This is a genomic window from Roseomonas sp. KE0001, assembly GCF_016107285.1.
Taxonomy (GTDB): Bacteria; Pseudomonadota; Alphaproteobacteria; order Acetobacterales; family Acetobacteraceae; genus Pseudoroseomonas.
In genome coordinates, this window is record NZ_RCVQ01000003.1 from 405,458 (window position 1) to 429,846 (window position 24,389).

Consider the following 24,389-nt stretch of genomic DNA (forward strand, 5'->3'; position numbering starts at 1 on the left):
CCCTGATTGGGTTTTCACCCTAGCGCAGCGGTCGGCGCAGCAGCAGGCCGCCGCGGCGGAAGGCCAGGCCGAGCGCCACCGCGGGCAGGATGGCGGCGCAGGCCGGGCCGGGCGGCATCAGGCGCAGCAGCGCCGCCACCGCCTCGCGCCGCGGCGCCCGCTGGGCCAGGGCGAAGGCGAGCAGCAGGGCCGGCTCGTCGCCCCGCAATCGCGACTCCAACACTCCGCCGATGACGAGGCCCGCGGGCATGAGGCGCAGGGCGGCGTCGAGCGGCCCGGCCGCGGTGCCGGCACCCTCGGCGATCAGCGGCAGGCGCAACTCCGGCAGGCCCGGGCGGCCACGCCGCGCCGCCTCCGCCCAGCGCCGCACGGCTTCCAGCAGGACGGCCTCGGCCAGAGGCAGCGTCTCGGCTTCCTGATCGGTCCAGGGCCAGGTGGGTAGGCCATGTGTCGCCATGGGGGCAGCTCCGCCGGTATCCGGTTCAGGCTGCCGAAATTGAGAATGGTTCGCAAGTTATTCCGGGCCGCCGCCCCACGCGCCGCCCTCAGGCCATTCCGCCGTGGCCGGCCTGCTCCGGCGTGAGGCCCAGGCCGAGGGCCAGCGCCATCTCCGCCCGGTCCAGCACATGCGCCGCCAGGAGATCGGTCCAGTGCTGGACCAGCAGGGCGTCGGGCGCCTCGCCGGTCAGGTTCTCCCAGATCATGGCGACGAAACCATGGTCGGATCCGGCCTCCGGCAGGGCCTGGAACTCCGGCCCTTCCAGCAGGGCCCGCATCAGCCCTTCCGCGTCCAGCTGGCCGCCGCCCACCAGCCCCGCCCAGTGCGTCTGCTCGGCCGGGCTGGGCGCGCGGCCGAGCAGGGTGGCATGCGCCAGGGCGACGAGATGGCCCAGCGGGTCGGCGGCGGGGTCGGGGGCGAAGGCCGGGCCGCTTCCGTCCAGGGCGGGCAGCGGCATGCCGCCCGAGACGCCGAGCGGCCCGTCCAGCGCCAGGACCAGCTCGGCGGGGCCGGCGGGATGGCCCATGGCGAGCTGCCGCAGCCCCTGCGCCAGGGTCGCGCCCAGGCTGGCGCCGAACTGCGGGAGGAAGGCGTCGCTGGCCAGCAGGATGGCGGCGACCTCGGCCAGGGCGGTGCCATCCTCCATCGCCTGGATGCGCACCATCAGCCCCTCCTGCGCCGTCGGCAGGTAGTCCGGCAGGCCACCCCCGGCCTGGGTGAGCTGCAGCCGGTCCGTGGCGCCGAGCCACAGGATCTCGCCGGCGGACAGGCTGGAATGCAGCCCTCCCCAGGGGTCGGTGTCGATGCGCTCGGCCAGCCAGGTCAGCCGTAGGCTGGAGAGCAGGGTGGCGGAGGCCTCGACCTGGATGCGCAGCAGGCTCGCGGCCGGCATGAGCGGCGGCAAGGGGTTGTCCAGCGGCGTGGCGGCGGGCGGGGGCGGGGATTCGGGTGGCGATTCGGGCGGTGAGGGGGGGAGTTCCGGCGGCGGCGGCGATTCCGGTGGGGGCGGCGATTCCGGTGGGGGCGGCGATTCCGGCAAGGCCGGCGGCGCCGGCGTATCCTCCTCCGTCGAGCTGTTCTCTACCTTCACGTCGAGCAGGAAGCTCGCCTCGTTGCGGCCGTCCGAGACCTCGATCATCACCTGGATGGTGGTGCCGCCCTTGCCGAGCAGGTCGCGCCAGGGGAGCAGCTTCAGGAACTTTCCATCCACGATCTCGAAATCGGCGATGTCGAGGCCGGCGACGCTGAAGGTCAGCAGCCCGTCCGAGGTGTCCGGGTCGGCGCCGCGCAACTGGCCGATCATGCCGCCGATGTCGTTCTCCAGCACGGTGCCGCCGGTCTGGAAATAGACCCGGCTGGGCGGCGCGTCGTCATAGCCGCGCAGCGTGACGGACCAGCTCCGGTCGGCCGCGCGCCAGCCCTCGGCGTAGAACAGCTCCAGGCCGAAGGTGAAGACGGGGTCGGTGCCCGAGGCATAGGCCTCGCGGTCGAAGGCCATCACCGGCGTGATGAGGACCTGGCCCAGCAGGGCGTCGTAGCTGGCCTCGAAATACTGCGCGCCGAGGCCGGTCAGCCGGGCCTCCAGCAGGCCCTCCGTCACGGCGGGCGTCAGGACGGCGAGCCAATCGCCCTCCCGGCCGTTCTCCAGGATCTCGCCGGGCACCTCGCCCGAGACCAGCAACTGCACCGCCACCCCCTCCTTCCGATCCCGGTGAGGGTGGAGGGAGGCGGTGAAGAAAGCCTGACCGCGCCGGGGCTCTCCCGGGGGGTGCGGCCCCGGGGAGCACAGCTTGGGGGCGCGGCCTCGCGGTCAGCGCCGCTTCTCGACCAGCACGCCCTCGTCCTTCAGCGCCGCGATCTGCTCGTCGGTATAGCCGTGCCGCTTCAGCACCGCCTCGCCATGCTGGTTGAAGGCGGGCGAGGGCGCGCGGGTGCCGCCCGGCGTGCGGGAGAGCTTGATCGGCGTGCCGAGGGCGCGGAACTCGCCCAGCTCCGTGACCATGCCGCGATGCGCGGTGTGCGGCTCGGCCAGCGCCTCGTCCACGTTCAGCACCGGGCCGGCGGGCAGGCCCGCGGCCAGCATGCGGTCGCAGAGCGCGTGCCCGTCCTCCTGCGAGAGCCGCGCCTCCAGCGCCTCGGTCAGCGCCGCGCGGTTGGTGACGCGGTCGCCATTGGTGCGGAAGCGCGGGTCCTCCGCCAGCCCCTCCAGGCCCAGGAAGGCGCAGAACTTGCGGAAGGCCGGGTCATTGCCGGCGGCGACGAAGATCTCGCAGGTGCGGGTGCGGAACTTCGAATAGGGCGCGATGTTCGGATGCGGATTGCCGGTGGCGACCGGGCGGCGGCCGTTCAGCAGGTAGTTCGCCGCCTGCGGATGCAGCAGGGCGGTGCCGCAGTCGTAGAGCGTCATGTCCACGTACTGGCCCTGGCCGGAGCGGTTGCGCTCCTGCAGCGCCATCAGGATGCCGATGGCGGAGTAGAGGCCGGTGGCCAGGTCGACGATCGGCGTGCCCATCCGCACCGGGCCGGTCTCCGGCGTGCCGTTGATCGACATCAGCCCGCACATGGCCTGGATGATGGCGTCATAGCCCGGCAGCCCGCCGCGCGGGCCGGTGGCGCCGAAGCCGGAGACGCGGCAATGCACCAGCTTCGGGAAGCGCGCGCTCAGCACCTCCTGGTAGCCGAGGCCCCACTTCTCCATCGAGCCCGGCTTGAAGTTCTCCACCAGGACGTCGGCATCCTCGAGCAGCTTCAGCAGCACCTCGCGCCCCGCCGGCCTGGCGAGGTCGAGGGCGATGGACTGCTTGTTGCGGTTGACGCCGATGAAGTAGCTGGCGGCGTCGCCCTGGAAGGGCGGGCCCCATTCGCGCACCTCGTCGCCCTGCGGCGGCTCCACCTTGATCACCTCGGCGCCGTGGTCGGAGAGGATCATGGTGCAGTAGGGTCCGCCGAGCACGCGGGTCAGGTCCACCACCTTGATTCCGGCGAGGGCGCCCGCCGAGGCGGCGAGGCCCTTTCCTTCGGTCGTGGGCAGGGCATCGGTCATGCGGCGGCTCTCCTGTCGAACACACGGGCGCAGAATTCGGGATAGGTCTCCAGCATCTCGTCACAGACCGGGCCGCGCAGCAGGGCAAGCTCCCGCGGCGTCGGGTCGGGCGTGACGGGCAGGCTGGCCGGCTCGTCATAGTCGAAGCCGGCGGCGGCGCGGATGCTGGCGGCATCCTCGCCGGGATGCGCGCTCTCCAGCGCGAAGCGGGCGCGGGCGGGGTCGAAGCGGAACACCGCGCGGCCGGTCACCAGCGCCTGGGCGGTGCCGCGGCGGAAGACGCCCGGCGGCGAGACGCCGGGGGCGGAGACATTGTCCACCCTCTCCACCAGCACGCGGGGCGAGTGCTCCTCCCGGAACAGGATGGTGCGCGGGGTCATGAAGTACATGAAGGCGCTGCCGAAGCTGCCGGGGAAGCGCACCTCGCGCCCCGGCCATTCGCCGGTGCCGACCAGGTTGATGTTGGCCTGGCCGTCGATCTGCCCGCCGCCCAGGAAGAACAGGTCGATCCGCCCCTGGCCGGTGAGGTCGAACAGCTCGCGCGTGCCCTCGGTGAAGGGATTGCCGCTGCGCTTGTGCAGCAGCGACAGGCGCACCTCCTGCCCACCCTTGCGGACCAGCCAGCAGGCCGCGGCGGGGATCGGCGAGGCGGCGCCCACCGCGATGTGACGCGCCGGCGGCGCGGAAGGGTCGCGGATCAGGCGGGCCAGAGCGGCGGCCAGCCGCTCCTCGGGGGCAATCGCGGCGGCCAGCCGCTCCTCGGGGGCGATCGCGGCGGCCAGCCGCTCCCCGGGGGGGAGGGCGCCGCTCATTCCGCGGCCTCCAGCCGGGCGTCCAGCACATGCTCGGCGAGCCAGGCGCGGAAGCCCTCCTCGGTGCGGGCGGCGCGGGCGTAGGCGGCGACATGGGCGGCGTCGAAGCCGTATTCGTCGAGCAGGGCCACCGGATGGGCGCCGCGCTCCGCCACGGCGAAGGCCTCGACATAGGTGCCGCTGATGGTGCCCGGCGCCAGCCGCTCATCCTCCAGCAGGTTGCCGGGGTGCAGCCGCTCCACCGTCACCAGCGTGCGCCTGGCGGCATGGGCGATGGTGGCGCATTCGCGGCGCCGGCCGAGCCAGACATTGCCGTGCCGGTCACCCAGCACGGCGTGGAAGAGGGCGAAGTCGGGCGAGAGCGCCGGCAGCAGCACGATCGGGTCGCCGCCCTGCGCGAAGGGATTGTCGATCACCCGCCAGTCCGGCCGGTGCGCCAGGATGTCGCTGCCCAGGATGCCCCGCAGCGGCATGAAGGGCACGCCCTTCTCCGCCGCCTGCAGCATGGTGTGGATGGCCGGGCAGGTGGCGTCGCGGAGCACCAGGCGGCCTTCCCGCACCGCCGCGCCGAAGCGCGGGGCGAAGCCGGCCTCGCCCAGGCTGACGGCGCTGGTCTGCAACTCGGCCACGCAACCGGCGCCGATCAGCAGATCGGTCGCGAAGCCCGAGACCGGCACGCCGAGCAGCCGGAGGCCGCGCGCGCCGCGCCGGATCAGCGCCTTGGCCAGCGCCACGGAGGGCAGCGAGTTGTCCGGCGGCAGGGCCACCATCGCCCCGTCCGGGATGCGGGCCGCCAGCGCCTCCACGGAAGGGGTCTCGAAGGCGGGGGCCGTCTCGGCCGCTTGGGTCATGCTCACTCCCTTCCAGAACGTTCTTGCCCGGCGGCGCAGCATAGTCCCATCGGCGCCGAGGGGGAGGGGGGATGCTGGCCTCCGGGCCGCGCTTCCGGCTAGCCTCCGGCGCATGGCAGACCCCGTGACGCTGAGCGGCCCCCGTCTTCGCCTCCGCCCCTGGCACGCGGCGGACCGGCCGGCCTTTGCCGCGATGAACGCCGATCTCGAAGTGATGCGCCACTTTCCCGCGCCGCTGGACCGGGGCGAATCCGATGCCTTCATGGACCGTATCGGCGCGCATTTCGCGGAGCACGGCTACGGCTTCTGGGCGCTGGAGCGGCATGCGGAGCCGGGCCTGATCGGGCTTTGCGGCCTGGCGCGCATCCCCTGGGCCGAAATCCCCTGGAGCAACGCCGCCGTGCCGCCGGTCGAGATCGGGTGGCGCCTGGCGATACCCTTCCAGGGCCAGGGCTATGCCGAGGAGGCGGCGCGGATCGCGCTCGCCCATGGCTTCGGGCCGCTCGGCCTCGACGAGATCGTCGCCTTCACCCTGCCGGGCAACACCCGCTCCTGGGGCCTGATGGAGCGGCTGGGCATGCGGCGGGACGGCGCCTTCGACCATCCCCGCCTGCCGCAGGGGCATCCGATGCGGCGCCACCTGCTCTACCGGCTGCGCCGGCCGGACTGGATCGAGGCGCGGCTCGGGGGATAGGACCCCGTGCCGCCGCTCAGCCCAGCGCCTTCGCCAGCAGCTCCGCCGTGCGGCCGTTGGCGATGGTCGCCGCGCGGCCGTCCCAGGAATGGCCGCCCATGCGGGCGAAGGCGTGATCGACCCCCGGATAGACATGCACCGCCGCATGGCTGTTGCCGGCCAGCCCGGCCTGGATCTTCTTCCGCGCCTCCTCGGGCACGAAGCGGTCCTTCTCGGCGATGTGCAGGAGCAGCGGCTTGCCGATGCCGTCCTTGTCCTGCAGCAGGCCGTCGATGCCGACGCCGTAGTAAGAGATGTTGCAGTCGGCGTCCGACTGGGTCGCCATCATGAAGGCCAGGCGGCCGCCGAGGCAGAAGCCCATGGTCCCGGCGCGGCCGTTGCAGCCGGGCATGACGCGCACGGCGGCGAGCGTCGCCTTCAGGTCCTCGACGCCCTTCTGCTGGTCGAAGGCGTTCATCAGCTCGAAGGCGCGGTCCCACTCCTCCTTGCTGCCGTCGGTCAGCTGCACGCCCGGCTCCAGGCGCCAGAACAGGTCGGGGCAGATGGCGATGAAGCCCATGTCGGCGACCCAGTCCGAGAGCGACCGCATGGCGTGGTTCACGCCGAAGATCTCCTGGATCATCACCACCGCGCCGGCCGGGACCTGCTTCGGCATGGCGAGGTAGGCGGCGAAGCTGCCGCTGCCATCGGAGGCCTGGATCGTGATTTCGGGCATTGCTGCGCGCTCCCTGCTGCTTTGGCGAGGGGGGCAGGATAGCCGGATGGCGCCGTGGCGGAAGGAGGGGGTGGTCAGGCTTTCACCGGCGCGTCATGCTTCCGCCCGGCACCGGGCCAGCCGGCCGGCGCCGCGGCCCTTGGCAAGGCGCCGCCCAGCACCCCATCTCCGGGCCTTGAGCAGATCCTGACCGGACGGCACCGTCCGCTCGGGAAGCGGGACCCGCCGGGACGAGGCGCCGGGGCGGCGGCGGGCCGATGCGAAGGGATGCCGCTTCCAGCGCAGGGATTTCCGACCGATGAGTGTGAGCCGCCCCGAATTCCGCGAAGCCATGGCGCGTCTGGGCGCGGCGGTCAGCATCATCAGCACCGACGGACCGGCCGGGCGGGCGGGCCTGACCGCCAGCGCCGTCTGCAGCGTCACCGACGATCCCGCCACGCTGCTGGTCTGCATCAACCGCAACAGCACCCAGATCGGCGCCATCAAGGCCAATGGCGTGCTCTGCGTGAACGTCCTCACGGCCGAGCAGAAGGAGATCTCCAACGTCTTTGCCGGGCTGACCGGCGCGGCCACGGCGGAGCAGCGCTTCCGTGCCGGCCGCTGGAGCCGGCTGGAGACCGGCGCGCCGGTGCTGGACGGCTCGGCCGTGTCGCTCGACTGCGCCATCGAGGAGGTGCTGGAGAAGGGCACCCACAGTGTCTTCTTCGCGCAGATCCGCGGCATCCGCCTGGGCGAGCACGGGCCGGGGCTGATCTGGTGGGGCCGCGAATACCACCCGATCGGGCGGGAGCACGGCCCGAGCGGGTCCCGATCAGGCGGAAGCACCTGATCGGGTGAGGATGCCCGCGTTCCGCCAGAGCGCGGGAGAGAGCCGCCGCTCCCGGCTCAGGAGGCGAGGCGCGACGGGAAGGGCTCGCCCAGGATGGCGCGGCGGACCATCGGATAGACCTCATTGGCCCAGCGGCGCCCGCTGAACACGCCGTAGTGCCCGGCGCCCTGCTGCACGTGGTTGTGCTTGAGCGCCGCCGGCAGGTTGGCGCAGAGCGCGAGCGCCGCCGAGGTCTGGCCGACCGCGCAGATGTCGTCCCGCTCGCCCTCCACCGTCAGCAGCCGGGTGCGGGTGATCGCCTCCGGCCGCACCGGGCGTCCGTGATGGGTCATGTGCCCGAGCGGCAGGTCATGGTCCTGGAAGACCGACTTCACCGTCTGCAGGTAGAACTCGGCCGGCATGTCCATGACGGCGAGGTATTCGTCGTAGAAGCGCCGGTGCGCGTCGGCCAGCTCGGAGTCGCCGCCGACCAGGTTGCGGTACTGTTCCTGATGCGCCGTCACGTGCCGGTTCAGGTTCATGGAGATGAAGGCGCTGATCTGCAGCACGCCCGGATAGACCTTGCGGCCGCTGCCCTGGAAGCGCCAGGGAACGGTCTCGATCAGGTTGCGCTCGAACCAGGCGATCTCGTGCTCCTGGGCCAGGCGGTTCACCTGGGTGGGCCTGACGCGGGTGTCGATCGGGCCGGCCATCAGCACCATGCTGTCCGGCGTCGCGGGGTTCCCGGCCTCGGCCATGACGGCGGCGGCGGCGAGCACCGGCACGGCCGGCTGGCAGACCGCCAGCACATGCCCGCCCGGGCCGATCTCCTCCTGGAAGCGGATGACGTGGTCGATGAACTCGTCGAGCCCGAAGCGGCCGGCCGAGAGCGGCACGTCGCGCGCATTGGTCCAGTCGGTGATGTAGACATCGTTGTCCGGCAGGAGCACCTGCACCGTGCCGCGCAGCAGGGTGGCGAAGTGGCCCGAGATCGGCGCCACCACCAGGACCTTGGGCTGGCTGACGGCGCAGTCCTTGCGGAAGTGCAGCAGGGTGCCGAAGGGCGTGGAGAGCACCGCCTCCTCCTCCACCGCCACCTCCTCGTTGCCGAGCATGACCGTGGTGAAGCCGAAGGGGGGGCGGGTATGGGTGATGCCGCTGCTGCCGACCAGCTCCAGCGCGGCGGTGAACTGGCGCAGCATGAAGGTCTCGGGCCGGCCGCTGTCGAACTGGCGCAGCACCGCCCCGGTGCCCTTGGCGAAAAGGCGCATCGGGGTCAGGAGATCCTGCTGCGCCTGATACAGGGAATACATCATCTGCCCGCGTCTCTCCCGGTTCCGGCCCCTCAGTCGGGCCGCCTCGCTCGCCACCCCGCCGGGCCAGGGGGCCGCGACGCGAGCACGCCATAGTGCGAAGCCATCCGTCAACAATCTGTCAAGCCTGGGGCGGGCTGGTTGGTTGCATGGAGCCCATGCGTCAGGGGCGGGTCTGGTCCGCTTGGCCTCCGGGACGGCCTCTCAGAGGGCCTCGCCGGCGACGTGGCCGCTGGCCCAGGCCCACTGGAAATTGTAGCCCCCGAGCCAGCCGGTCACGTCCACCGCCTCGCCAATGACGAAGAGTCCCGGTACCGCGCGCGCCTGCATGTCGCGCGAGGACAGGGCCGCCGTGTCCACGCCCCCCAGCGTCACCTCGGCCTTGGCGTAGCCCTCCGTGCCGGAGGGGAGGAGGCTCCAGCCGTTGAGCCGGGCGCCGGTCCGCTTCAGGTCGCGGTCGGTCTGCGCCGCCAGGATGCCGGCGGGCAGCCAGGCGGCGGCCAGGGCCTGGGCCAGGCGCTGCGGCAGCATCTCGGCGAGCAGGCTGCGCGGCTCGGCGCGGGGGCGGGCCTGCTTGCCGGCCAGCAGCCGGGCGGTGGCATCCTCGCCCGGCGACAGGTCCAGGGTCAGCGCCTGCCCCTCCCGCCAGGCGGAGGAGGCCTGCAGGATGGCGGGCCCGGAGAGGCCGCGATGGGTGAAGAGCACGGCCTCGGGGAAGGCGTGCCGCCCCGCCCGGGCCACCGCCGGCAGGGAGAGGCCGGAGAGCGGCCGCATCAGCGCCAGCGCCTCGCCCTCGAAGGTCAGCGGCACCAGGCCGGGGCGGATGTCGGTCAGGGGCAGGCCGAAGCGCCGGGCGGTGTCGTGCGCCAGGCCGGTCGCGCCCATCTTCGGGATGGAGAGGCCGCCCGTGGCCAGGACCAGGGCCGGGGCGGTGAAGCGGCCATGGTCGGTGTCCAGGTAGTAAGCGGTATCCCGCCCGATGTCGGCGACGCGGTGGCCGAGACGGAGCGTCACGCCCGCCGCCTCGCATTCCGCCAGCAGCATGGCGACGATCTGCCGCGCCGAGCCGTCGCAGAAGAGCTGGCCCAGCGTCTTCTCATGCCAGGCGATGCGGTGCCGGCCGACCAGCGCCAGGAAATCCGTCGGCCGGTAGCGCGCCAGGGCGGATTTGCAGAAATGCGGATTGGCCGAGAAGAAGCGGTCCGGCGCCGTGTGCAGGTTGGTGAAGTTGCACCGCCCGCCGCCCGAGATCAGGATCTTGGAGCCGGCCTGGGCCGCGTGGTCGAGCAGCAGCACGCGCCGCCCGCGCTGCCCGGCGCGCAGCGCGCACATCAGCCCGGCCGCGCCGGCGCCGAGGATGATCGCATCGAAATCCCGCATCGCCCCCGCCTTAGAGGCGCCGCGCCGTCCCGGCAATCGCGGCCTCGGCCCTGGCGTTTTTCACGCCCCGTCCGGAACCGGGTGGAACGGGAAAGATGGCGCGGAGTTAACGCGGCATGAAAGCCACGCTGTTCCACAACCCCTCCGCCGGGGATGAAGACCATTCCACGGACTCGCTAGCGCGGCTCCTGTGCCGGGCCGGCCTTCCGAGCCAGCCGCATGCGACGCGCGGCAACGCCCTGGAGGACGGGCTGCAGGAGGAGAGCGGGATGGTCATCGTGGCCGGCGGTGACGGCACGGTGGGCAAGATCGCCGCCCGCCTGCCGCGCCGCGACCGGCCACTCGCCATCCTGCCGCTCGGCACCGCCAACAACCTGGCGCGCGCCATGGGCCGCTGGGCCTCGCCGGAGGCCTTTGCCGATCAGTGGCGGCAGGCCGAGGAGCGGCGGCTCGCCGTGGCCTTCGCCGAGGGGCCCTGGGGCTGCCGCCGCTTCGTCGAGGCCGCCGGCTTCGGCGCCTTCGCGGAGGCGGTGCAGGAGGCCGACCGGCAGGGGCTGGAGGGTGTCGCCGCCGGCCGCGCCGCCTTCCGGGCCATCCTGCGCCGCGCCGAGCCGGTGACCCTCCGCCTGGAGGCCGATGGCCAGCCGCGCGAGGTCGAGACGCTGCTGGTCGAGGTGATGAACATCCCGCTCTTCGGCCCCAACCTGCCGCTGGCGCCGGAGGCCGACCCGGGGGACGGGCTGCTCGATCTCGTCACCCTGGCGCCGGAACGCCGCGAGGCCATGCTGCGCTGGCTGGAGCGCCCCGACAAGGGAAAGGCGCCGACCGATGTGCAGCGGGCCGGCCGGATTGTCATCGAATGGCCCGGCGGCCCCTGTCGGCTGGATGACGAATGCGTCTCGCGCGAGGCACCGATGCGGGTCGTCCTCGGCATCGAGGAGGAGCGGCTGCGCGTGCTGGTGCCGCCCGCGGCGGAGCGGAACACGCCGGACTTGGAACCGGACACGGGACAGGCCAAGGGACCGGCCAAGGGACCGGATGGGGAGAGGCGCGCATGACGCTGGACGCGGAGGCGCTGTCGGCCATTGGCCGGATGGCGGTGGAGATGGCTGGGCTCGCCGGGCGCGAGATGTCGGCGGCGCTGGGTCATGCCCTGGCCGTGGCCTACAAGCCCGGCCGGCAAGGGGAGGCGACCCTGCGTGACCCGGTCTCCGAGGTCGATCAGGCGGTGGAGCGGCTGATCCGCGCCCATCTGGCCGAGGCCTTTCCCGACCACGACGTGCTGGGCGAGGAGATGACGGAACGGCCGGCGCGGGGCAGCCCGACCGTGTGGGCGCTGGACCCGGTGGACGGCACGGCCAATTTCATCAACGGCTTCCCGATGTTCGCGGGCTCGGTCGGCGTGCTGCACCGGGGCGTGCCGGTGGCGGGGGCGGTCTGGTGCGCCTCCAGCCATGCCTTGCGCGCGGGGGTGTATCACGCGGTGCGGGGCGGCAGCCTCTATTTCGACGGCACCGCGGTGGCGGCGGCCTTCAACCCAGCGGTGCGGCGCCGCCTCGGCGGCTTCGCCGATGCCTCCGCCTCGCGCGCGCCGGCGCTATGGGAGCCGCGGCGCACCGGCTCGGCTGCCATCGAATGTGCCTTCGTCGCCGCCGGCCTGCTGGAGGTGGCGCGTTTCGAGCACCCCAATGTCTGGGACATCGCCGGCGGCTTCGCGCTGGTCCGCGCCGCCGGCGGCGAGATCCGCACGCTGGGGCCGGACGGATGGGAGGTCTTCGAGAGCTTCGGGGAGGGCGACCCCGCGACGTGGCGGCGGCCGGTCGTGCTGGGGCGGCCGGAGGCGGTGGCCGAACTGTGCCGCCTGTCCGGGGAGGCGGACCGCCCGGAGGGCGGAGGCGCCCCGCTCGCCTGAGGCAGGGCGGGGCCGGGACGGCGCGGCTGGGCGGCGCCGGCCTCAGCCCTGCGAGGCGGCGCGGACCAGCCGCAGCAGCTCCTCCGGGATCGGCGCGTCCTCGGGCAGGTCGTAGGCACGGTGGAAGGTCTCGCGCAGCCACTGGTCCACGGCACGCTGCGGCATGGCGGGCGGCTCGGGGCGGGGATCAGGCTGGCTGTACAGGGCGGCGAACATGGCTTGCATCCAAGCATGATTTAGTGACTTCCGGTTTAACCGCCCGCCGCCTTTTCGGTTGCCCGCTCTCCCGGTCGCGGCCGGGAGGCGTGGCGGAGGAGTGGCGATCTGGCATGATCGGCGGAGAGGCCGCCGGTGGCGGCGGCCGGGGGGGATCGCCGCATGGCCGCCGAGGGATATGCAAGCGAGCTGGGGCCGGTCGTCGGCATCCTGGCGGCCGCGGTGGTGGCGGTGCCGCTGTTCCGCCGGATGGGCCTCGGCTCGGTCCTGGGCTACCTGGCGGCGGGGCTGGCCATCGGTCCCTTCGGCCTGCGGGTGGTGACCGACCCGCAGGCGATCCTGCATGTCGCCGAGCTTGGCGTCGTCATGTTCCTCTTCGTCATCGGGCTGGAGATGCAGCCCTCCCGCCTGTGGGGCCTGCGGCGGCAGATCTTCGGCCTGGGCGTCGCGCAGGTGGCGGTGTGCGGCGCGCTGCTGACCGGCATCATCTGGCTGGCCGGCTTCAGCCCCGCCGTGGCCTTCGTGGCGGCCATGGGCTTCGTGCTCTCCTCCACCGCCATCGCCATGCAGGTGCTGGACGAGCAGGGCGAGACCGCCACCCCGGCGGGGCAGCGCATCGTCTCGATCCTGCTGCTGGAGGATCTCGCCATCGTGCCGCTCCTGGCGCTGGTGGCGCTGCTCGGGCCGGCCCAGGCCGAGGGCGACCGCTGGCTCCATGTCGCCATCGCCCTGGGCAGCCTGGCGGCGCTGCTCGCGGCCGGGCGCTGGCTGCTGAACCCGATGTTCGCGCTGCTCGCCGCCGCCGGGGCGCGGGAGGTGATGACCGGCGCCGCCCTGCTGGTGGTGCTGGGTGCCGCGCTGGCCATGGAGCTGGGCGGGCTCTCCATGGCCATGGGCGCCTTCCTGGCCGGGGTGCTGCTCTCGGAATCGGTGTTCCGTCACCAGCTCGAGACCGATATCGAGCCGTTCCGGGGCCTCCTGCTCGGCCTGTTCTTCATGGGCGTCGGCATGTCGCTCGACCTCGGCGTGCTGGTGCGCGACTGGCCGCTGATCGTGGTGGGCGTGCTGGTGCTGATGCTGGCCAAGGCGGCGGGCGTCTATCTGGTGGGCCGGGCCTTCGGCGCGGGCGGGCGGGAGGCGCTGCGCCGCGCCGCCGTGCTGGCCCAGGGCGGCGAGTTCGCCTTCGTGCTCTACGCCGCGGCGCAGGCCGGCAGCGTGATCGACGCGCGCACCGGCGCGCTGCTCACCGCCGTGATCATCCTGTCCATGGCCCTGACCCCGCCCGCCGTGCTGCTCGCCGCCCGGCTGCCGCGCCGCGCCGAACCCTCCCTGGAGGGAATCGACAAGGCGGATGCGCTGGAGGGCGAGGTGCTGATGATCGGCTTCGGCCGCTTCGCGCAGGTGGCGAGCCAGGGGCTGCTGGCGCGCGGCATCGACCTCTCGATCATCGAATCCAGCACCGAGATGATCCGCACCGCCGCGAGCTTCGGCTTCAAGGTCTATTACGGGGACGGCACCCGGCTCGATGTCCTGCGCACCTCCGGGGCGGGGCGGGCGCGCGCCATCCTGGTCTGCGTCGACAACCGGCAGGCGGCGGACCACATCGTCACCCTGGCGCGGGAGGAGTTCCCCCAGGCGAAGCTCTTCGTCCGCTCCTATGACCGCGGCCATTCCCTCGACCTGATCCGCCAGGGCGTGGACTACGAGATCCGCGAGACCTTCGAATCCGCCATGGCCATGGGCGCCGCCGCCCTGGCCGGCCTCGGCGTGCCGGAGGAGGAGGCGGCCGACCTCATGCGCGACATCCGCCGCCGCGACGCCGCGCGGCTCGACCTGCAGCTCTGCGGCGGGCTGCAGGCGGGACGCGACCTGATGCACGGCAACCGCCCGGTGCCGGGGCCGCTGACCGCGCCGCGCCGGAAGGGACGGGCGCTCAACCCCGAGGCCGAGGTGGCGATGCGGGAGGAGTGAGGCGGCTCGCGAGCGGCGTCTCCCCGCCCTATAACCTCACCCATGGATGAGGTCCCGCCCCGATGAGCCCGCAGGCCCAGGGCCTGAGCGTGGGGGAGGTGGCGCGGCGCAGCGGCGTCGCCGTCTCGACCCTGCATTTCTACGAGGCCCGCGGGCTGATCGAGGGCTGGCGAACCTCCGGCAACCAGCGCCGCTACCACCGCGCCGTGCTGCGCCGCGTCGCCATCATCCGCATCGCGCAACGGGCCGGCATCCCGCTGGCGACCATCCGCGAGGCGCTGGCCGGGCTGCCGCAGGACCATGCGCCGAGCATGGAGGACTGGCGGCGCTTCACCGCCGACTGGAGCGGGATGCTGCAGCAGCGGATCGACAGCCTGGTGCAGTTGCGGGACCAGCTGACCAGCTGCATCGGCTGCGGCTGCCTGTCGCTGCGCGACTGCCCGCTGCGCAACCCCGAGGACCGGCTGGGCCGGGAGGGGCCGGGTCCGCGCCGGCTGGCCGGCTTCGGCTGAGGCGCCGAACCGGGCTTGACCTCAACCGGGCTTGAGGTCCTAGGACGGGCTCCGGCCGCGCCCCGCGCGCGCAGAACCGGAGAACCGATCTTGCGAAGCCCCCCTGGCGCCCCGGCGCCCACCGCCATCGCCGGCATCCTCGAATCCCGCGCCTTCGGCCTCCTGGCGCGCATCCTGCTGACCTTCGTCTTCTGGACCAGTGGCCTGGCCAAGCTGCTGGACTTCAGCGCCAGCGCGGCCGTGATGGAAGGCTTCGGCCTGTCGCCGGGCTGGGCGGTGAACCTGGCGACGCTGGTCCTGCAACTCGGCGCCTCGCTGCTCATCATCCTGAACCGGGCGGTCTGGCCGGCGGCCCTGGCCCTGGCCGTCTTCACCCTGCTCACCATTCCGGTGGCGCATCCCTTCTGGGCGCGCGAGGGGGAGGAGGCCTTCCGGGACCTGACGGTGGCGCTCGAGCATGTCTCGGTGATCGGCGGGCTGGCGCTGGCCGCCATCCTGTCCCGGCGGAGCGGCCGGTTCTGAGGGGTGGGCAGCCCCGGGCGCCTCAGCGCCGTCGGGTGGAGGCCCAGGCCTCGGCCATGCGGTTCATCCGCTCGACACGCGGATCGACACGGACCGGCGCCCGGGCCGCGGCGAGCAGGGTGCCGTCACCGCCCCAGTTGCGCACCGGGCCGGAATCGATGTGCACGAAGCCCTGCTGCGGATAGCTGCCGACCCCACCGCGCCGCAGGCGCAGCGCCGTCTCGACGAAATCCGGCAGGCGGGCCGGGGCCACCTGGATGTCCAGCGCGGCGGCCCGCAGATGCTGGCTGTCGCCCGCGCCATGCACCGCGGCATTGGTGGCCGGCGTGCGGTAGCCGGAGAGGATGAGGAACTCCGTCATCCGCTGCCGCGCGCCCAGATCCCAGAGGATGTCGATCGCCGCCGGGTCGAAGGCGCGGATGGCGCCGGTGCGGGTATCGGCCAGCACCTCGGAGATGTCGGCCATGGCGGCGGCATCCGGGGCAATGCCGTTGTGGTAGATGCCGCTGAAGCGGTTCCCGTTGGCGGCATGGCGCAGCGTGATGCGGCGGGGCTCGGGCCCGGCGGGGCGGCTGCGGCGCGTGGCGGCCAGGGCCAGGCCCGGCACGGAGGCGAGAGTGGCGGCGAGAAAGAGGGTCCGGCGACGCATGGCGCGGACCCTAAGGCAGACCGGGCCGCCGCGATAAGCCCATTTCACGCGATTGGGATCAGAAAATAAGCAAAATGAACCGAATTCTTAATATTGATACGATACGTCGCAATTCGGGGTTGTGGGTTTCCTTACAATAGGCCGTGGATCCTCAGCATGCCAAGAGCGGCGATGCTCATCGCATCCATCAGCCTCCCGTCCCGGATCATCGCCTCGACCTCGGCCAGCGGGATGGCGCGGCAGATCATGTCCTGCTCCGACGCCTCGCGCGCCGCCTCGCCCTGGCGCAGGCCGGTCGCCAGGAAGACATGGCCCCGCTGGTTGCAGTAGCCGGCGCCCTGGAAGATCGTCCCCACCCGCAGCAGATGCCCGGCCACCAGCCCGGTTTCCTCGCGCAGCTCGGCGGCGGCGACCTCCTCCGGCGTCACCTCCGGGCGGGTCTCCCAGGTGCCCATGGGCATTTCCCATTGCCGCGAGCGCACCGGGTAGCGGTACTGCTCGACCAGCGTCAGGCAGCCCTCCTGCCAGGGAGCGACGATGACGAAGTCGGGGCGCTCCACCACGCCGTAGAGACCCTCCGAACCGTCGCGCAGGCGGGTGCGATCCTCCCGCAGCCGCAGCCAGCGGTTCTCATAGGCCACCCGGCTGCTCAGGGTGACGATCTCCTCGCTCATGCCCGCTCCGGGATCTGTTTGCGGGCAGCAGGATAGGCGCCGCGCCGGCTTCACGAAACCGCGGCTGGCGGGGGCGTGAACGCGGGACCATCGCAAATTGAGCGATCAGTCTCTATCGTTGGGACGATCAACCGCCGCAACGCCCTTTGGGCCCGCCCCATGGGGCCGATGAAACAGGATTTGCCATGCGCCGCGATGCGACAGGCCGGACGGCCCTGCACACCGCCCTCAGCCCCGCCGCCGGGAAGCGGCGCCGCCTGGCTCTCGCCCTGTCGGTGCTGGCGGCCCTCGGCCTCGGCCCGGCCGTCGGGGCGCGCGCGGAGGGGCGGGTGCCGATCGGCGCCTATGCGGCGAACGACCCGAAGCTCGTCGAGGAATTCGAGCAGTGGTTCGGCTGCCCGATGGACCAGCTTCTGGTCTTCACCGATCAGGCGAGCTGGGAGGGCATCGGCTGGCCGCAATGGTTCATCAACCAGTTCAAGGCGCTGGACCGGCCGACCCTGTGGTCGGTGGCGATGATCCCCAGGGGCTCCAGCCTGAAGGAGGCGGCCAGCGGGCGCTACAACCGCTACTACGTGTCCGCGGCGCGCGCCCTGGCCGAGACCAAGCCCTTCGCGGATGGCACCATCCGCATCCGCCTGGGCTGGGAGATGAACGGCAACTGGTTCCCCTGGGCGGCGGAGGGCAAGGAGGAGGACTTCATCCGCACCTTCCGCCACATCGTCGATTCCTTCCGATCTGTGTCCGACAAGTTCCGCTTCGAATGGAACTTCAACTACGGGGAGCGGATGGACCCCGCGACGGCCTATCCGGGTGACGACTATGTCGACATCATCGGCATGGACTTCTACTGGAAGCACGAGTACCTGCCGCGCGATCCTGTGGCCGCCTTCGAGCGCATCCGCGATCATCGCTGGGGCCTGCGCTATGTCGAGAACTTCGCCCGCGCGCGCGGCAAGCCCACCGCCTATTCGGAATGGGGCGTGCAGGGCGACAACGCGGCGCCCTTTATCAAGCTGTTCCAGGAATGGATGGCGCAGCACAACGTGCTCTACCACAACTACTGGAATTCCGACGCCGACTATGCCGGCCGCCTCTCCTCGGGCAAGTGGCCCGCCACCGCGCGCGCCTTCCGCGAGACCTTCTGCCCCGCCAGCCGCGCCGAGGCCTCGCCGCCGCGGCGCTGAGCCCCGGCATCCCCCCGGCCGCGCCGGCCGGCGGGCATGACGGTGGGCGAGCTGTCCTGGCCCTGGCCGCCGCGCGCGGCGGCCGACCCGCCGCCGCTGCCGCCCGGGGAGATCCATCTCTGGCTCGCCAGGCTGGACGCGCCGGTCGGGGCGGCGGCGATGGCGCTGCTGGCGCCGGAGGAGCGGACCCGCGCCGCCGCCTTCCGCCGCCCCGCCCTGAGCCAGGCCTATCTGGCCGCGCATCTGGCGCTGCGCCGGCTGCTCGGCGGCTATCTGCGTCGCGCGCCGGCGGGAATCGGCCTGATCCGCGGCCCCGCCGGCAAGCCCGCCCTGCGGCAGGGGCCGGGGGATGCGGCGCCGGGGCTGCAGTTCAACCTCTCCCACGCCGGGGACTGGGCGCTGCTCGGCTTCGCCCGCGGCCGGGCGGTGGGGGTGGACCTCGAGCCGCTGCGGCCCGATCCGCCGCTCGAAGCCGCGAGCCTCGTCTTCTCCCCGGCGGAGCGGCGCCTCCTGGACGCGCAGGACGTGGCATCGCGCGGGACCACCTTCCTGCGGCTCTGGACGCGCAAGGAAGCCCGGCTGAAGGCCGAGGGGCAGGGCTTCTCGCGCGACCCGACACGGCTCTGCACCCTGTCGGAGCAGGGATGGTGGATCGACACGCCCAAGGGGCCGCCGGACCACCTCCTGGCGGTGGCCGCCTCTGCGCGGCCGGCGCGCTGCCTGGGCCATATTCTCTCGGAACAGATCGAAATCTGAGGCAATGCCCGCATCACGAGGTTTTTTGCGTTGCAGCGCAAATCGCGCTTGCACCGGCAAGGGCGCTCATTTCCAATAGGTTACGGCGCCCGACAGGCAATGCGTCGAAAAATAGCCAAAATTCAACTAATTGAGATGATTGCCCCAATTCATTGCGGATGGGAAAATTAAAGACGATCCTTGCGGCGGAATGAGTGCGGGGTGGCGTGAGATGGACGGATTGCCGGTGATTCGAGAAGCGCAGCAGCTGGGCGAGGCGGCTCCGGAAACGGTTCTGCACACCCCCTCCGTCGCCGACATGCTGGGGTGTCAGATGGCCGAATTCGCCGCCTGGCTCGCCGGCCAGGGGCTGCTGGCGGAGCCGGCGGGGCCGGAGGCGCTGCAACGCTACGCCGTGCAGGATTACCGCGGCTTCTGGAGTGCCTTCCTGCGCTGGTCCGGCCTGGATTGCAGCGGCGAGGCCGAGCCCGTCTGCACCGGCGACGATTGCGAGACGGCACGCTTCTTCCCCGGCCTCCGGCTGAACTACGCGGCGAATCTGCTCTCGCCCCGCTGGGACGACGCGGCCCCCGCCGTCACCGCCCTGGTGCCGGGCCGCCCGGCCGAGCGCCTCAGCCGGGGCGCCCTGCGCCAGCGGGTGGCGCGGCTCGCCACCGTGCTGCAGCAGCTCGGTCTCCGCCCCGGGGACCGCGTCGGCGCCGTGATGCGCAACGACGCGGAGGCGGTGGTGGCGGCGCTGGCCGTCGCGGCGCTGGGCGCCACCCTCTCGACCGCCGCGCCGGAGATGGGCAGCGAGGCGATCCTCGACCGCTTCGCGCAGCTCGACCCTGTCCTGCTGCTGGCCCATCTGCGGCCGGCCGCCCAGGATACCGGCCTCGCCCTGACGACGCGCCTGGCCCAGGTGGCGCGGGGCCTGCCCGCCTGCCGCGGCGTGGTGGCGCTGGACGGGCCGGCCGAGATCCCGGAACTGCTGCTGCCGCTGCACGATGCCGCGGCCCTGTGCGCCGCCGTGCGGGCCGAGGCGGCGTGGCAGGAGCATCCCTTCAACCAGCCGCTCTTCATCCTGTTCTCCTCCGGCACCACCGGCCAGCCGAAATGCATCGTGCACGGGGCCGGCGGCACGCTGATCGAGCATGTGAAGGAGCACCGGCTGCACAGCGAGCTGCGGCCCGGCGACAAGCTGTTCTTCCAGACCTCCTGCGGCTGGATGATGTGGAACTGGCAGCTCTCCGCCCTGGCCTCGGGCGCCGAGATCGTCACCTACAGCGGCCCGATCGCCGAGGCCGACACGCTCTGGTCGCTGGTGGAGCAGGAGCGGGTGACGCATTTCGGCACCAGCCCGGGCTATCTGAAGATGTCCGAGACGGCCCGGCTGCATCCGGCGCGGGACCACGACCTCTCGGCGCTGCGCGTCATCCTCTCCACCGGCTCGGTGCTGGACGAGGCGCGCTATCACTGGGTGCGGCGGAAGGTGGGCGACCTGCCGCTGCACTCGATCTCGGGCGGCACCGACATTATCGGCTGTTTCGTGCTCGGCCATCCGCAGCGCCCCGTGCATGCCGGGCAGAGCCAGGCCCGCAGCCTCGGCCTCGATGTCCGCGTGCTCTCGGAAGAGGGGCAGGACCGGCCCGGCGCCGTGGGCGAGCTGGTCTGCGCCAATCCCTTCCCGTCCCGCCCCCTGGGCTTCCACGGCGATGCGGACGGCAGCCGTTTCCATCAGGCCTACTTCGCGCAGAATCCGGGCGTCTGGACGCATGGCGACCTGGCGGAGGCGACGCCGGAGGGCGGCATCCGCATCCATGGCCGGTCCGACGGCATCATGAAGGTGCGCGGCATCCGCATCGGCCCGGCCGAGATCTACCGCGTTCTGCGCCGCTTCCCCGAGATCCGCGACGCCATGGTGGTGCTGCAGCGGGACCCCGAGGTGGCAAGCGAGGGCCGGGCGGTGCTGGCCCTGGTGCTGGAGGCGGGGCGGACGCTGGACGGCCCGCTCATCGCCGAGATCCGCCGCGCCCTGGCGCGCGAGGCCTCGGCGGCGCATGTGCCGGACCTCTTCCTGCAGGTCGCGGAGTTGCCGGTGACCCATACCGGCAAGCCGTCCGAGGCGGCGATGCGCGACGCGGTGAACGGCCTGCCGGTGCGCAACCTCTCCGCCCTGGCCAATCCCGGATGCCTGGAGGCGCTGCGCCACCACCCGGCGCTGCGCCACGCACCGCTGGCCTCTCCCCTGGCGGCCCGCGCCGCGGCGGCCGGCACGCTGAACTTCCTGCGGGAGCTCTGGCAGGAACTGCTCGGCATCGCCCCGATCGCGGCGGAGGACGACTTCTTCGCGCTGGGCGGCCATTCGCTCCTGGCGGCGCGGCTCTTCGCCGAGATCGAGCGGGTGAAGGGCGTGCGCCTGCCGCTCACCACCCTGCTGCGCGCGCCCACCGTGGCCGCGCTCGCCGCGCTGGTCGACGCGCCGGAGCCCGCCCCGCCAGGCGGCCGGCTGGTGGTCATGCGCGAGGGCGAGGCCGGGGCCGGCCCGCCGCTCTTCCTGATCCACAGCATGGCCGGCCGGGTGATGGAGCTCTGGGCGCTGCAGCGGGCGCTGCGCACCGGGCGCCGCATCTACGGCATCCAGGCGCAGGGCCTGGAGCCGGGCGGCGCGGCGCAGAGCTGCGTGCATGCCATGGCGGCCGACTATCTCCGCATCCTGCGGGAGGCGCAGCCGAGGGGGCCCTACTGGCTCGGCGGCTACTCCTTCGGCGGGCTGGTGGCGCTGGAGATGGCGCAGCGGCTGCGGCGCGAGGGCGAGGTGGTCGAGCAGTTGATCGCCATCGACACCAGCGTGCATCCCCGCTTCCTGCCGGGGCCTCAGCGGATGCACCACCTCGTCTCCCGCCCGCTGCGGGTGGCGCGCGACATGCGGACCCGCGGCCTGCGGGGCAATCTCGACTTCCTCGGCAAGAAGGGGATGATGCTGCTGGACCGCGCGCGGGTGCGGCTGGGCCGGCCGGCGCGGCATCTCGACCTTGTGGGCGACCTGACGGCGGATGCGCATCTGCCCGAGGATCTGCGCCGGGTGCGGGGCGGCATCATGCTGGCGACCCGCAACTACCGCCCCCGGCCCTATGCCGGGAAGGTCACCCTGATCCACGCCATGCAGGGCGGCACCTATGACATCCTGCCGACCTGGCGGCGGCTGGCCGGCGAGAATCTCACCCTGCTGCCGACCGAGGGCGACCATCTCACCATGATCCAGGAGCCGCAGGTGCGGAGCCTGGCGCGCCGCCTGGACGCGGTGCTGCGCGACTGAGGGGAGGGGAGGGGGGCGCCAAGCCGGGCACCCCCCCCTTTTTGAAGTGCCCTTGCCGGCGCCGTTCAGCGGGAGGGCACGTTCCAGATGTCCTCCGCGTATTCGCGGATGGTGCGGTCGGAGGAGAACCAGGCCACCCGCGCCGTGTTCAGGATGCTGCTGCGCCACCAGTGCCGCGGCTGGCTCCAGCGCAGGTCGACCGCGCGCTGCGCGGCGTGATAGGCATCGAAATCCGCGCTGACCAGGAAGTGGTCGGCGTTCATCAGGCTCTGGATCAGGCCGGAATAGCGCTCCGGCTCCTCCGGCGAGAAGACGCCGGCCGCCACCGCGTCCAGCACCTCCTCGAGATCGGGCGATTCCCGGATCTGCGCGCGGGCGTCGAAGCCGTCCCGCCGGCGCGCCGTGGCCTGCGCGGCGGTGAGGCCGAAGATGAAGATGTTCTCGGCGCCGACGCGTTCCAGGATCTCGACATTGGCGCCGTCCAGCGTGCCGATGGTCAGCGCCCCATTCAGCGCCAGCTTCATGTTGCCGGTGCCCGAGGCCTCCATGCCGGCGGTCGAGATCTGCTCCGAGAGGTCGGCCGCGGGGATGATGCCCTGCGCCAGGCTGACATTGTAGTTGGGCAGGAACACCACCTTGAGCAGGCCGCGCACCGTGGGATCGCTGTTGATGACGCGGCCAACATCGTTGATCAGCCGGATGATCAGCTTGGCGGTGTGGTAGCTCGGCGCCGCCTTGCCGGCGAAGATCTTCACCCGCGGCACCCAGTCGCGCTGCGGCTGCGCGCGCATCGCGTTGTAGAGCGCGACGGTCTGCAGGATGTTCAGCAACTGCCGCTTGTATTCGTGGATCCGCTTGATCTGCACGTCGAAGAGCGCGTCGGGATCGACGACGATGCCGGTGCGCGCGACGATCTGCCGGGCGAGCGCCTGCTTCGCCTGGTGCCGTTGCCGGGCGAAGCGCTGCTGGAAGGCGCTGTCCTCGGCGAAGGCGTCGAGACCCTCCAGCCGCTCGGGTTCGTCCAGCACCGCCTCGCCCAGCGTCTCGGTCAGCAGGGCGGTGAGCGGCGGGTTGGAGCGCATCAGCCAGCGGCGGAAGGTGATGCCGTTGGTCTTGTTGACGATGCGCCCAGGGCAGACCTGGTTCAGTTCGGCGAAGACGGTCTTGCGCATCAGGTCGGTGTGCAGGGCGGAGACGCCGTTGACGCGGTGCGAGCCGATGAAGGCGAGATGACCCATGCGCACGCGCCGGCCGTGATGCTCGTCGATCAGCGAGACGGCGGCGAGCAGCCCATCCTGCGCACCCTGGTCGCGCGCCGCCTCCAGGTGCTTGGCGTTGATCATGTAGATGATCTGCATGTTGCGCGGCAGGACGCGTTCCATCAGCGCCACCGGCCAGGTCTCCAGCGCCTCCGGCAGCAGGGTGTGGTTGGTGTAGGAGAAGGTGGCGCGGGTGATGTCCCACGCCTTGTCCCAGGCCAGGCCATGCAGATCGACCAGCAGCCGCATCAGCTCGGAGACGGCGATCGCCGGATGCGTGTCGTTGAGCTGCACGGCCGCCTTTCCGGCCAGGCTGTGGATGTCGCCATGCAGGCGCAGGTGCCGGCGCAGCAGGTCCTGCAGCGAGGCGGAGGCGAAGAAGTACTCCTGCCGCAGCCGCAGCTCCTGGCCCGCCGCCGTCTCGTCGCTCGGATAGAGCACGCGGGAGATCGCCTCCGCCCGCACCCGGTTGGCCATGGCGCCGACATGGTCGCCCCGGTTGAACTCCTCCAGGTGGATCGGGTCCGTGGCGCGGGCCGACCAGAGCCGCAGCGTGTTGATCCACTTGCCGCGCCAGCCCACGATCGGCGTGTCATAGGCGATGGCGCGCACCGTCTCGCCCGGATACCAGACCAGCCGCTGCCGCCCGTCCACGCCGGCTTCCGCCGCCACATGGCCGCCGAAGCCGATGTCGTAGATGATGTTGGACCGCTCGAACTCCCAGGGATTGCCCAGCGAGAGCCAGTCCTCGGGCAGCTCGCGCTGGCGGCCGTCCTGGATGACCTGGCGGAACAGCCCGTGCTCGTAACGGATGCCGTAGCCATAGGCGGGGATGCTGAGGCTGGCCATGCTCTCCATGAAGCAGGCGGCGAGGCGGCCTAGGCCGCCATTGCCGAGCGCCGCGTCGGCCTCCTGCGCCGTCACCTCGTCCAGTTCGACGCCGAGGCCCGAGAGAGCCTCGTGCACCGGCTCGGTCATCCCGAGATTCCCCAGCGCGTCCGAGAGCAGCCGCCCGATCAGGAACTCGAGCGACATGTAGCAGACCTGCTTGTGCCCCTGCGCCACCGTCTCGGCGTTGGAGGCGCGCCAGCGGTCCACGATCCGGTGCCGGGTGGCGAGCGTCACGGCCAGGAACCAGTCGCGCGCGCTGGCCCGGTCCGGGTTGGCGCCGACATGGTAGATCAACTGGGCCATGATATCGCGGCGGAGGCTCGCCGCGTCGTCGGCGCTGGTCACGAGGGTGGAATGCACGGGGCTGTCACTCATGCAGGGTATTCCCAGGGCTGAACCCCATCATGCCAGCAGAGGAAGGGCCGCT

22 protein-coding genes are annotated in these 24,389 nt (G+C 72.2%); 10 read left to right on the forward strand and 12 right to left on the reverse strand.

The window, feature by feature from the left end; all coding sequences use genetic code 11:
• Positions 1–19: 19 nt before the first annotated feature.
• The 5 genes from D9598_RS08440 to D9598_RS08460 all read right to left on the reverse strand — a co-directional run bounded on the left by D9598_RS08440 (position 20) and on the right by D9598_RS08460 (position 5,205).
• Positions 20–457 (reverse strand): hypothetical protein, encoded by a 438-nt coding sequence (locus tag D9598_RS08440; protein ID WP_198366008.1) that lies wholly within the window; start codon positions 455–457, stop codon positions 20–22.
• Positions 458–545: 88 nt separating this feature from the next.
• Positions 546–2,186, reverse strand: a complete 1,641-nt coding sequence (locus D9598_RS08445; protein ID WP_198366009.1) for a DUF4214 domain-containing protein — start codon at positions 2,184–2,186, stop codon at positions 546–548.
• A gap of 123 nt (positions 2,187–2,309) precedes the next feature.
• On the reverse strand, positions 2,310–3,542 hold the full coding sequence (locus D9598_RS08450; RefSeq protein ID WP_198366010.1) for a CaiB/BaiF CoA-transferase family protein: 1,233 nt from the start codon (positions 3,540–3,542) through the stop codon (positions 2,310–2,312).
• On the reverse strand, positions 3,539–4,354 hold the full coding sequence (locus D9598_RS08455) for a CoA synthetase (RefSeq protein ID WP_232477024.1): 816 nt from the start codon (positions 4,352–4,354) through the stop codon (positions 3,539–3,541). The genes D9598_RS08450 and D9598_RS08455 overlap by 4 nt, the downstream gene beginning before the upstream one ends.
• Positions 4,351–5,205, reverse strand: coding sequence for a CoA transferase subunit A (locus D9598_RS08460; RefSeq protein WP_198366011.1), 855 nt, complete (start codon positions 5,203–5,205; stop codon positions 4,351–4,353). The genes D9598_RS08455 and D9598_RS08460 overlap by 4 nt, the downstream gene beginning before the upstream one ends.
• Before the next feature lie 112 nt (positions 5,206–5,317).
• Between D9598_RS08460 and D9598_RS08465 the strand changes: the two genes are divergently transcribed.
• The gene (locus D9598_RS08465; RefSeq protein ID WP_198366012.1) at positions 5,318–5,899 is read left to right on the forward strand and encodes a GNAT family N-acetyltransferase; all 582 of its coding nucleotides are present in this window, start codon (positions 5,318–5,320) and stop codon (positions 5,897–5,899) included.
• Positions 5,900–5,915: 16 nt separating this feature from the next.
• On the opposite strand, the gene D9598_RS08470 is transcribed toward D9598_RS08465, so the two are convergent.
• Positions 5,916–6,614, reverse strand: coding sequence for a dienelactone hydrolase family protein (locus tag D9598_RS08470; protein ID WP_198366013.1), 699 nt, complete (start codon positions 6,612–6,614; stop codon positions 5,916–5,918).
• Positions 6,615–6,912: 298 nt separating this feature from the next.
• Between D9598_RS08470 and D9598_RS08475 the strand changes: the two genes are divergently transcribed.
• Positions 6,913–7,443: a flavin reductase gene (locus D9598_RS08475; RefSeq protein WP_198366014.1), complete on the forward strand. Its 531-nt coding sequence runs from the start codon at positions 6,913–6,915 to the stop codon at positions 7,441–7,443.
• Positions 7,444–7,499: 56 nt separating this feature from the next.
• Here D9598_RS08475 and D9598_RS08480 read toward each other — a convergent pair whose 3' ends face one another.
• Both D9598_RS08480 and D9598_RS08485 read right to left on the reverse strand, forming a co-directional pair.
• Positions 7,500–8,738 (reverse strand): polyhydroxyalkanoate depolymerase, encoded by a 1,239-nt coding sequence (locus D9598_RS08480; protein WP_198366015.1) that lies wholly within the window; start codon positions 8,736–8,738, stop codon positions 7,500–7,502.
• A gap of 201 nt (positions 8,739–8,939) precedes the next feature.
• Positions 8,940–10,115 (reverse strand): NAD(P)/FAD-dependent oxidoreductase, encoded by a 1,176-nt coding sequence (locus tag D9598_RS08485; protein WP_198366016.1) that lies wholly within the window; start codon positions 10,113–10,115, stop codon positions 8,940–8,942.
• Positions 10,116–10,231: 116 nt separating this feature from the next.
• Between D9598_RS08485 and D9598_RS08490 the strand changes: the two genes are divergently transcribed.
• Both D9598_RS08490 and D9598_RS08495 read left to right on the forward strand, forming a co-directional pair.
• Positions 10,232–11,173, forward strand: coding sequence for a diacylglycerol kinase family protein (locus D9598_RS08490; RefSeq protein WP_198366017.1), 942 nt, complete (start codon positions 10,232–10,234; stop codon positions 11,171–11,173).
• On the forward strand, positions 11,170–12,027 hold the full coding sequence (locus tag D9598_RS08495; RefSeq protein WP_198366018.1) for an inositol monophosphatase: 858 nt from the start codon (positions 11,170–11,172) through the stop codon (positions 12,025–12,027). Before D9598_RS08490 ends, D9598_RS08495 begins: the two co-directional genes overlap by 4 nt.
• A gap of 42 nt (positions 12,028–12,069) precedes the next feature.
• On the opposite strand, the gene D9598_RS08500 is transcribed toward D9598_RS08495, so the two are convergent.
• Positions 12,070–12,243, reverse strand: a complete 174-nt coding sequence (locus D9598_RS08500; RefSeq protein ID WP_198366019.1) for a hypothetical protein — start codon at positions 12,241–12,243, stop codon at positions 12,070–12,072.
• A gap of 162 nt (positions 12,244–12,405) precedes the next feature.
• Here D9598_RS08500 and D9598_RS08505 point away from each other — a divergent pair, with 162 nt between their 5' ends.
• From D9598_RS08505 to D9598_RS08515, 3 genes are all read left to right on the forward strand, one after another.
• The gene (locus D9598_RS08505; protein WP_198366020.1) at positions 12,406–14,214 is read left to right on the forward strand and encodes a monovalent cation:proton antiporter-2 (CPA2) family protein; all 1,809 of its coding nucleotides are present in this window, start codon (positions 12,406–12,408) and stop codon (positions 14,212–14,214) included.
• A 62-nt stretch (positions 14,215–14,276) separates the two neighbouring features.
• A complete protein-coding gene (gene soxR, locus D9598_RS08510) occupies positions 14,277–14,726 on the forward strand; it encodes a redox-sensitive transcriptional activator SoxR (RefSeq protein ID WP_198366021.1) in 450 nt (149 codons plus the stop codon).
• Positions 14,727–14,816: 90 nt separating this feature from the next.
• Positions 14,817–15,248, forward strand: a complete 432-nt coding sequence (locus tag D9598_RS08515) for a DoxX family protein (RefSeq protein WP_232477025.1) — start codon at positions 14,817–14,819, stop codon at positions 15,246–15,248.
• Between the two features lie 22 nt (positions 15,249–15,270).
• On the opposite strand, the gene D9598_RS08520 is transcribed toward D9598_RS08515, so the two are convergent.
• Together D9598_RS08520 and D9598_RS08525 are read right to left on the reverse strand one after the other, a co-directional pair.
• Positions 15,271–15,897 (reverse strand): DUF882 domain-containing protein, encoded by a 627-nt coding sequence (locus tag D9598_RS08520; RefSeq protein WP_198366022.1) that lies wholly within the window; start codon positions 15,895–15,897, stop codon positions 15,271–15,273.
• Positions 15,898–16,028: 131 nt separating this feature from the next.
• The gene (locus D9598_RS08525) at positions 16,029–16,571 is read right to left on the reverse strand and encodes an NUDIX hydrolase (protein WP_198366023.1); all 543 of its coding nucleotides are present in this window, start codon (positions 16,569–16,571) and stop codon (positions 16,029–16,031) included.
• A 185-nt stretch (positions 16,572–16,756) separates the two neighbouring features.
• On the opposite strand from D9598_RS08525, the gene D9598_RS08530 reads away from it, so the two are divergent.
• From D9598_RS08530 to D9598_RS08540, 3 genes are all read left to right on the forward strand, one after another.
• On the forward strand, positions 16,757–17,758 hold the full coding sequence (locus D9598_RS08530; RefSeq protein ID WP_198366024.1) for a glycoside hydrolase family 26 protein: 1,002 nt from the start codon (positions 16,757–16,759) through the stop codon (positions 17,756–17,758).
• Positions 17,759–17,794: 36 nt separating this feature from the next.
• Positions 17,795–18,514 carry a 4'-phosphopantetheinyl transferase superfamily protein gene (locus D9598_RS08535; RefSeq protein ID WP_198366025.1) on the forward strand — a complete coding sequence of 240 codons (720 nt, stop codon included), beginning with the start codon at positions 17,795–17,797 and terminating at the stop codon, positions 18,512–18,514.
• A gap of 226 nt (positions 18,515–18,740) precedes the next feature.
• Complete coding sequence (locus tag D9598_RS08540; RefSeq protein WP_198366026.1) at positions 18,741–21,812, forward strand: acetoacetate--CoA ligase; 3,072 nt, start codon at positions 18,741–18,743, stop codon at positions 21,810–21,812.
• 65 nt (positions 21,813–21,877) lie between these two features.
• Here the strand turns inward: D9598_RS08540 and D9598_RS08545 are convergent, their stop codons facing one another.
• Complete coding sequence (locus D9598_RS08545) at positions 21,878–24,337, reverse strand: glycogen/starch/alpha-glucan phosphorylase (RefSeq protein WP_198366027.1); 2,460 nt, start codon at positions 24,335–24,337, stop codon at positions 21,878–21,880.
• Positions 24,338–24,389 lie beyond the last annotated feature (52 nt).